The sequence below is a fragment of the Desulfosporosinus sp. Tol-M2 genome (genome assembly GCF_059735615.1).
The window spans coordinates 1-8,432 of the sequence record NZ_JCAIJG010000045.1; the positions used below are offsets into that span (position 1 = coordinate 1).

The following is an 8,432-nucleotide window of genomic DNA, read 5'->3' on the forward strand; positions in this document are numbered from 1 at the left end:
TATTTGAGGAGGAGATTCAACGCCTAAGGAGAATTAGATCTAGGTTGGAGTTGGCGGGTAAATATTGATGGATTCGAGATGAGGGTTTGAAAATGGAAGAGCGTCTGGTTGCTCCCCAGGAACAATTTACAGATCAGGAAGGGGAAGTACTTCGACCTAGCCGGATGAGTGGCTATATTGGGCAGAGAAAAATTATAGAAAATTTAAGTATCTTTATTCAAGCCGCTTCCACCCGTGGAGAAGCTTTGGATCACGTCTTATTATATGGACCGCCCGGCTTAGGGAAAACTACGCTGGCAAATATTATTGCTGCGGAAATGGGCGTAAGTATACGTACGACTTCCGGTCCGGCTATTGAACGGCCTGGGGACTTAGCAGCTATCCTTACTGCCTTAGAGCCTCGGGATGTGCTATTTATTGATGAAATCCACCGCTTGAACAGTACGACGGAAGAAATCCTTTATTCGGCCATGGAAGATGGATGTTTAGATATCATGATTGGAAAAGGTCCAAGTGCCCGTTCAATTCGCTTGTCCCTGCCCCCGTTTACGTTAGTAGGGGCCACAACCCGCGCCGGACAGTTGACGTCGCCCTTACGTGACCGTTTTGGGGTTATTAGTCGTTTGGAATTCTATGAAGTTGAGGACTTAAAAGAAATTGTGCTTCGAGCGGCAGGTATTTTGAGATTGGATATAACCGATGACGGCGCGTCAGAAATAGCCCGACGTTCCCGGGGAACGCCAAGGGTTGGCAATCGTCTGTTAAAACGAGTTAGGGATTTCGCCTTGGTTTGGGAAGACGGTGTAGTTACCCAAACGATAGCCCGGGAAGCGCTGAATTGCTTGGAAGTCGATCCTGTGGGTTTGGATCAGATTGACCAGAAAGCGTTAAAGACCATTATTGAAGTTTTTGCCGGAGGCCCGGTTGGCTTGGAAACGCTCGCGGCGACCATTGGGGAAGAGTCAGTGACGCTGGAAGATGTTGTCGAACCGTTTTTACTTCAAATGGGATTTCTGCAACGTACTCCACGGGGACGCATGGCGACAGTGAGAGCGTATCAACATTTAGGCTTCACTATCCCCCAGAATCGGGCTGACAGCGGACTTTTTCCTGATTATTAGGAATAGAAACAGTTTAGAGCATATAAGCGGAGGGAAAAGGGTAATCTGAACATTAAGCAAACTTACCCGGCAGTAATACTTTCCGATTGGTGTAAGAAGGTTGGTGTTGAGCATGACCCGGAGTATGTATCGGTTACCATTTTTGTGTACGGCTTTATTGATCCTGGTCCTGATCCAGGCTGCGACTTGCCAAGCGAAGGAAATTTCGGTTGAGCTTGTGTGGAAGCTGGGCCAGGCAGGGTGGGTGGAAATCGAGGTTGAAAAAGGGGATTATCGTCTAATTGTGGATACAACAATCCTCAAGTTTCCAGCGGGTTCCAGCCTCCAAGTGGGCTGGGGAGGGTGGGCCCCGGTACTCAGGATTAACCATGAGGAATTTCAAGTCTTCAGGGGGTCCGTTTTGGAAATCAAGGGAATCAACCCAGGCAGCCTAAGGGTTAAAACACCAGGGGCTCAGGCAGCTGTTTATCGCGGGGATTTACACCTAAGTTGGCAGAACAGTCATTGGCAGTTAGTCAACAGAGTGGATCGTGAAGACTACCTGAAAGGCGTTGTGCCTATTGAAATGAGCAATGAATGGTCTAATGGCGGGTCAGAAGCGCTTAAAGCACAAGCAGTAGCTGCGCGGACCTTCTTGGTTAAACATACTGAGAATGGTAAAAAAACGATTACGGATTCTCCGGATATTGATCAAGCCTATGCCGGCAAGCTCGTGGAGGGGGAAGCTTCAGCGGCAGTTGAGGCAACGCGGGGCGAAATTCTCGTCGACGACCAGAGCAGGCAACCGATTGAAGCGCTCTATTCTTCGCATAGCGGAGGATATACGGAAGACGCGAAAAATGTCTGGGGAAAGTCAGATATCAACAATGTGTCTCATCCGGATCCATATTCACAAGCAGTTGGAGGCGCTGCAAATCATTGGCGATTTATAGTCTCGGCTCCGGTCCTGGGTTCCGCCTTTGGGCTTGGACCCGTGCAAAATGTTGAACTTGACAAATTCCCCTCCGGTAGGGTAAAAAGTGTTAGGATGGAAGATGGCTTCGGACTTTCCAAGACTGTAACCGCACGGACATTTGTTAAAAAATTTTATCCTTTTGGGCAGCCAATTCAAAAGTTCGCTTTTTTAGGGAGTTTCTTTGAGGTCCAAAAAATCGCTGCAAGCCGGGATCCGTTCGAAAAATCGGGCTTAACAGTTTTTCTTGCATTTCAGGAATCTCCGGCTTCGGATTTAGCGAGCTTGTATCCCAAGGAGCAGGGGCCCTTACTATCTAGAATCTTAAGTTCATCCCTTGGACCGAGTGCGGATTCCCAACCATTCGGAGTCTTTATTTTTGATGGACGGGGTTGGGGACATGGTGTCGGGATGTCGCAATGGGGTGCTTATCATATGTCTCAATTGGGGTATAACTATAAGGAAATATTATCGTTTTATTATAACAATACGCTTATTAGGAAGATATAGTGGATCTTTTGAAGATAACAAAGGAGAATGATGGCTTGAACGTTTCGAAGTTTGATTATTATTTGCCGGAAACGTTGATTGCCCAACACCCGGTTGACCCCAGAGATGCTTCGCGGTTAATGGTTCTCAATCGAGACTGTGGAAGGATAGAACATCATACGTTTCGGGATCTTGTATCTCTCTTAAAAAAAGGCGATGTGCTTGTGCTTAATAACACCCGCGTTATTCCGGCGCGTTTGATTGGGGAAAAAGAAGGCACTGAGGTGAAAATTGAAATCCTACTCTTGAAGATGCTTGAACTCAACGTCTGGGAGGTCCTGGTTAAACCTGGCAAGCGACTTAAAGTGGGGCAAAGGGTTCGCTTCGGTAGTGGAATACTGATCGGCGAACTGCTGGATATCTTGGAGAACGGAAACCGAAGGATTTATTTTACCTACGCAGGAGTTTTCGAAACCATTTTAGACACACTCGGACAGATGCCCCTGCCACCGTATATTACTGCCCAACTAGAAGATCAAGGACGCTATCAGACCGTGTATGCCCAGGAAAGAGGATCTGTAGCCGCGCCCACGGCAGGACTGCATTTTACGCCTGAACTTCTGAGCGAACTCCGGAAGAAAGGTGTGGAAATCGTGGAAATCCTTCTTCATGTGGGTTTAGGAACTTTTCGTCCGGTTCAAGTGGAAAATATCCGTGATCATCTCATGCATGCCGAGTATTATAGGGTGGATTTGGATGCTGCAGAGCAAATTAATCGAGCAAAAAGAGAAGGACGTCGGATCATCGCCGTGGGGACAACAGCTGTTCGGACCCTGGAATCCGTAGGGAATGATCAGGGAAGGGTTGTACCAGGTGTTGGGTGGACGGATATTTTTATTTTTCCAGGCTATTCCTTTAAGGTTGTGGATGTTTTACTAACGAATTTTCATTTTCCAAAGTCAACCCTGATTATGCTGGTCAGTGCTTTGGCGGGACGCGAATTTATATTAAAAGCGTATGAGGTGGCAGTTAAAGAGCAATATCGGTTCTATAGCTTTGGTGATGCCATGCTTATAGTTTAACAGATTTTTTTCAGTAGTTGGAGAAGCTCTAAAGCCCTTGTACCGTGCGGTATAGGGGCTTTTTATCAATGCTTAGATTTATACAAAAATTTGTGCTTTTGAACGTTTTTGAACCGGATTGAATCAATTTTACCGTTTTTTATACAAAAGTTTTGCACGTGTCCGCCGGACAATCCACCGGACAATCCATAGGATTTTCCATAGGAAAACCACCTACAAAAATATCCATTACAATCTTTGTTACTCTGCTGAATCTACTTTTTTTTATCGCTAAAATACGAGATGCCGTCCTTTTCCTCTGGACTGAGATAGTCTTCAAGTAAGCGCCATAATATCTTACGGTCACGTTCGGATGCTTTGTTATAGCAGGATATAAGAAAATTTAATTCTGGGTCAGTTTTTTGCAATATATCAGAAAAAGGAGTAAGTCCCAAAAGATAATCAACCGAAACATTAAGAGCCTTAGCTATGTCAACAATGATGTCAATATTCGGCTTATGGACACCATTCACATACCTGGATATAGTAGCCTCTGGGGTATTTGACTCAATAGAAAGCCATTTTTGGTTTATTCCACGCATATTCATGATATGCTTGAGATTTTCGCTAAATGAAAACATGGTCATCCCTCCAAATTAAATTATATCGTTTGCTTACCACTTTATCAATATTGTTGTGATGTTTTAAAAATCCTATTGACACTTACGGAACGGTAAGTTAAAATCATGATAAAGAAACTTAGGAGGCGAGAAAACATGAAGTCTATGGAGCTCAAATTTGCCCGAATGCGAAAACACAAAACACAGGAAAATATGGCTGATGTTATCGGAAAATCTCCAAGCTCATACTCAATGAAAGAACTTGGAAAGGTAACATTTTCACCTGATGAGATTATAGCTATTTCTCTGAATCTGGAATTCACTATTGAGCAGATTAGCGATATTTTTTTTGACGGCAACTTACCGATGCGTAAGTGTAATTGTACGGTTACCCCTCCCTCAGCTTAATTGTACTTTGTTACAGCTTTGAATTAAATGGAGCATAGCTGATGAATAAAGGCAAATGTATTTACTTTCATTGCAGGAAAAATACTGAATCCTACAATGAGCAAGGATGGTGATAAAAAAGTGAACGCAAAAAAAAGCTTCATCCTCTATCATGATTACCGCCAGCACCTGAAATTACTTTCTGATGAAGATAAAGGAAAATTGCTCATGTCATTATTCGATTATTCAGAGGGTGGAGTGCTTCCGGATTTTGATGGTATGGTTAAAATGGCTTTTTCCTTCATACAGGCTCAAATGGATAGAGATATGGCGAAGTATGAAGCCACTTGTAAACGAAACCAGGAAAACGGCTCAAAAGGCGGCAGACCGCCAAATAACCCAGACTAACCCAAACTAACCCAGATAACCCACTGGGTTTATTGGAAACCCAAACTAACCCAGATAACCCGATAATGAGAATGGTACTGATAATGAGAAAGAAAAAGATACAGATAAGGGGGTTATAGGGGGAAATTTTGTGACAGTCCACCGGATTGTCCGGTGGACTGTCCATAGGACGCACTTAGTTAATAGGCATAAGCCACTGAGACCGGTCCAGACATTCATTTTCCTCCTTTGGCGAATGCGGTTTTAGTGGTTTATGGGTGTTAATTATCAAGAAAATAACGAGGAGGCGTAAAAATGAGGATACCGGAAATTGTACCACTAACGCATGATTTATTTTCTTCATTGGTGGAACTAGAAGCACAGGCAACAAACAGAAAGGAGAAATACCAAAAGGCTCTTACGGAGCTTAATGAGCATGTTTCAGGGGTTGAAATGAGGATTAACCAGGAACGTATGACTATCAAAGGGAGGCTATCTGAGCTTGACCAGGAAGAGCAGGTGCTCCAAAAGAAAATACGGGAGGTTACAAAGAAAAAGCTTGATGCTTCTCTACATAATGCTGCTTTTGATGGAGAGGCAGAGCTTCAACGGGAAAAAGCACGATTACAGGAAGTCCCACAGGAACGAACGGCATTTAATGAGCTCCTGGAGGATATTAAAGTATCTCCGGAAGAGGATACGAGATTTAATGAGCTCTACAACATAGTTAGAGAAAAGGGGCAGAAAACAAACGTGGCAATGAAACTCAGAGCGGTAGAGCTTAAGAGGGTTTTTGAAGTCATCAACGCTCAGTTTCAATCCTCTAATTGGAATGAAGGCGGCTTTTCATTTGATGCGGCTTTAAGCAGCGCAAGCAGTAGAATTTATAAATTACAGAAAGGGGAATAACCATGAGAAGAAAAGCAACCAAACACAGACAGACGGCAGCAGACAAGGCTCGCGCGCGGATGATTTCCCGCCACGATGGAACCGCGACCGAGGACACACAAAAGGCAATTGCTGATTCTATGCGGTCCGTCACAGATGAGGAATATCGTGCCGCTCTTGAGGGACGGGATACGGAGACAACACTCGACGATATGTTTAAACGAGCCTATAAGGACATATACGGCGGCAGCAGTGTACAAGAAAAAGCGGAAAGGCCACAGCAGCAGACCGCAGACGAAGCCAGAGTGGCCATGATAGACCGCATGAGTGGCAAATGCCCGGACAGAATACCAGGCGGCAAATAATATACTGCGCAAATGTCACACCATAAAAAGAGAGGGGAAAAAATTATGGACAACAAAATCAATGAAGTTTTTGAAGAGGCTCACAGGATCAGTCAATCATTAGCCCCGGTCATATCCGTTCTTAGAACTGTAGATAATGCTAAGGATGCGGCACTTACAATCGAAGAAATAGACCTGAAATTCGATGAACTTGACGGATTATATAACCAGGCACTTAGGTTATGTAGTAGCCTTTTCCGTGAAACTGTGTCCCGAGTTGGCGGGGATGCTATGGAAAAAGTCCTGCAAGAAGAAGAGCTAACGAGAGTATCTAAGATTTTACGAGACATAAACGACTAAAAAAACAGGAGCCCTCCGGCTCCTGCTCTGCGTTTGGTTGTTCGGCGATATGTATTTATTCCATTATACCGCAGAGCAGGAGGGGGTTCAAGTGTCAAATGAAGAATTGGCTCTCCTAATCCAGCAGGGAGAGAAAGAACACACGTCGCAGCTATGGAACCAAATAGAACGATTCATAGAGATGAAAGCCAGGCAATACGAAAGACATTTATCAGGATGTGACGCCGATGTGGAAGACCTCCGGCAATCCGGATATTTTGCAATGCTGGAGGCCGTGGAATATTATCGTCCTGAAAAGGGTTACAAGTACATTACATACCTGGATTTCACCTTAAGGAAGGCGTTTGGAAAGGTTGCTGGGATACGGAGCAGCCGCAGAGATGCCGCTAAGCTTGCATACAGCCTTGACTCTCCCGTGAGCAAAGAGAATGACAAAGATAGTTTATTAGCCTTTGTAGAGGACGAGCAAGCGCAAGCACCATTCCAAGAGATAGAGAGGGCAGATTACACGGTTTTTGCTAAGGATGCTATCCTAAATGCGTTAAAACCTTTAAACGATAAGGCACAGCGACTTATGTATCTCATATTTTACGAGCATAAGACGATAACTGAGGCGGCGTCAATCATAGGATACTCTTCTAAGCAGACAGCAGAGACTGCCCACTATAATGCATTGCGGAAGTTAAGGAAAAGTAGTACAGCAAACGAGCTCAGGGAGATCATGTTTGACTTTGGAGACTTTGATATATATTCCGAAGGATTGAAAGGAACTGGTTTTATAAGTTTTAAAGAAACCCAGCAGAGCGCAACAGAGCGAACTGCAATTATGATGATATCAAGGGAGGGAAAGACAAATGACGAATGAAAAACTTGAAAATGGAGGATCTCTTACAATCCTCCTGGATGGGGAAATAGGAAGGTATACAGCCAAACTCCAAGAACTTAAACATATGGTTATGAATTACCACACCAGCGAAGAATACCAAAAAATCATAGATTATGCTATCAGCGCAGCGCAGCGGCTCAGGCATTCACCGGAAGACCTCCGCATATTTCGAGAGTTGTATATTGAGCGGGGCATGACCGTTAGACGGTTTTCAGAGGAGCACCATATGAGCGTCCGGACCGTATACAAAAGGGCGGACTCTGTTTTTAAAAAGTTCATGCCTATTGTTTACGGTGTTGACGGGATACCATTTGAGGAATAAGGGGTGGGTTAATATATGCCCAAAATAAGCATTATTCTCCCTGTTTACAATGTAGCTCCATATCTTAGGGAATGCTTAGATAGTATACAGGAGCAGACATACAAAGATTTTGAGACCATTTTAATTGACGATGGCAGCACGGACGGCAGCGGACAAATATGCGATTGGTACGACAGCAAATACAAGCGTTTCAAAGTCATACATAAAAGCAATGGCGGCGTGTCCTCTGCCCGTAACATGGGGCTAGATATGGCCCAGGGGGAATATATAGGATTCATTGACCCGGATGATTTTATAAGTCCTGATTTTTACGAGCTCTTATTAGATACTTTAGAGAGCAGCGGCTCAGACATTTCAATCAGCGGTATGAAAGTTATAAACCAGGACGGAACTCCAATGCAATTTCCTGAAATTTTTAGAGCTACGATTAGCGGAAGGATTGAAGGTGCCGAAATTATAAAAGCTTATGCAAGAGGAAAAATTATGCCCGGACTTGTAGATAAGCTATACAGGAGAACCTGTTTTGATCGTGTTCGCATGCCACTTAATATTTCTTTGCTTGAAGACGGAGCGATAATGCCGCTTATTCTATCTAATGCAAAAATGGTAGTAGAG

12 protein-coding genes are annotated in these 8,432 nt (G+C 44.1%); 11 read left to right on the forward strand and 1 reads right to left on the reverse strand.

Annotation, left to right across the window (positions count from 1 at the left end; all coding sequences use genetic code 11):
* The first annotated feature begins 92 nt into the window (after positions 1–92).
* The 3 genes from ruvB (at position 93) to queA (ending at position 3,644) form a co-directional block, all read left to right on the forward strand.
* Positions 93–1,121 (forward strand): Holliday junction branch migration DNA helicase RuvB, encoded by a 1,029-nt coding sequence (ruvB, locus tag AC6I5A_RS02910; protein WP_034611555.1) that lies wholly within the window; start codon positions 93–95, stop codon positions 1,119–1,121.
* Positions 1,122–1,233: 112 nt separating this feature from the next.
* A complete protein-coding gene (locus tag AC6I5A_RS02915) occupies positions 1,234–2,583 on the forward strand; it encodes a SpoIID/LytB domain-containing protein (RefSeq protein WP_052167852.1) in 1,350 nt (449 codons plus the stop codon).
* 35 nt (positions 2,584–2,618) lie between these two features.
* On the forward strand, positions 2,619–3,644 hold the full coding sequence (queA, locus tag AC6I5A_RS02920; protein ID WP_034611565.1) for a tRNA preQ1(34) S-adenosylmethionine ribosyltransferase-isomerase QueA: 1,026 nt from the start codon (positions 2,619–2,621) through the stop codon (positions 3,642–3,644).
* 254 nt (positions 3,645–3,898) lie between these two features.
* Here the strand turns inward: queA and AC6I5A_RS02925 are convergent, their stop codons facing one another.
* Positions 3,899–4,264, reverse strand: coding sequence for a helix-turn-helix domain-containing protein (locus AC6I5A_RS02925; protein ID WP_052167853.1), 366 nt, complete (start codon positions 4,262–4,264; stop codon positions 3,899–3,901).
* Between the two features lie 135 nt (positions 4,265–4,399).
* Here AC6I5A_RS02925 and AC6I5A_RS02930 point away from each other — a divergent pair, with 135 nt between their 5' ends.
* From AC6I5A_RS02930 to AC6I5A_RS02965, 8 genes are all read left to right on the forward strand, one after another.
* Complete coding sequence (locus tag AC6I5A_RS02930; RefSeq protein WP_034611557.1) at positions 4,400–4,651, forward strand: helix-turn-helix domain-containing protein; 252 nt, start codon at positions 4,400–4,402, stop codon at positions 4,649–4,651.
* A gap of 120 nt (positions 4,652–4,771) precedes the next feature.
* Positions 4,772–5,038, forward strand: coding sequence for a DUF6291 domain-containing protein (locus AC6I5A_RS02935; RefSeq protein WP_497900448.1), 267 nt, complete (start codon positions 4,772–4,774; stop codon positions 5,036–5,038).
* 294 nt (positions 5,039–5,332) lie between these two features.
* Complete coding sequence (locus tag AC6I5A_RS02940) at positions 5,333–5,926, forward strand: hypothetical protein (protein ID WP_034611558.1); 594 nt, start codon at positions 5,333–5,335, stop codon at positions 5,924–5,926.
* Positions 5,927–5,928: 2 nt separating this feature from the next.
* Positions 5,929–6,270 carry a hypothetical protein gene (locus AC6I5A_RS02945; protein ID WP_052167855.1) on the forward strand — a complete coding sequence of 114 codons (342 nt, stop codon included), beginning with the start codon at positions 5,929–5,931 and terminating at the stop codon, positions 6,268–6,270.
* 45 nt (positions 6,271–6,315) lie between these two features.
* On the forward strand, positions 6,316–6,609 hold the full coding sequence (locus AC6I5A_RS02950; protein WP_034611560.1) for a hypothetical protein: 294 nt from the start codon (positions 6,316–6,318) through the stop codon (positions 6,607–6,609).
* 91 nt (positions 6,610–6,700) lie between these two features.
* A complete protein-coding gene (locus AC6I5A_RS02955; RefSeq protein ID WP_034611561.1) occupies positions 6,701–7,474 on the forward strand; it encodes a sigma factor in 774 nt (257 codons plus the stop codon).
* On the forward strand, positions 7,464–7,817 hold the full coding sequence (locus AC6I5A_RS02960; RefSeq protein ID WP_034611562.1) for a hypothetical protein: 354 nt from the start codon (positions 7,464–7,466) through the stop codon (positions 7,815–7,817). Before AC6I5A_RS02955 ends, AC6I5A_RS02960 begins: the two co-directional genes overlap by 11 nt.
* A gap of 15 nt (positions 7,818–7,832) precedes the next feature.
* Positions 7,833–8,432: glycosyltransferase family 2 protein (locus tag AC6I5A_RS02965; RefSeq protein WP_034611563.1), on the forward strand; the 600-nt coding region annotated here is incomplete at its 3' end.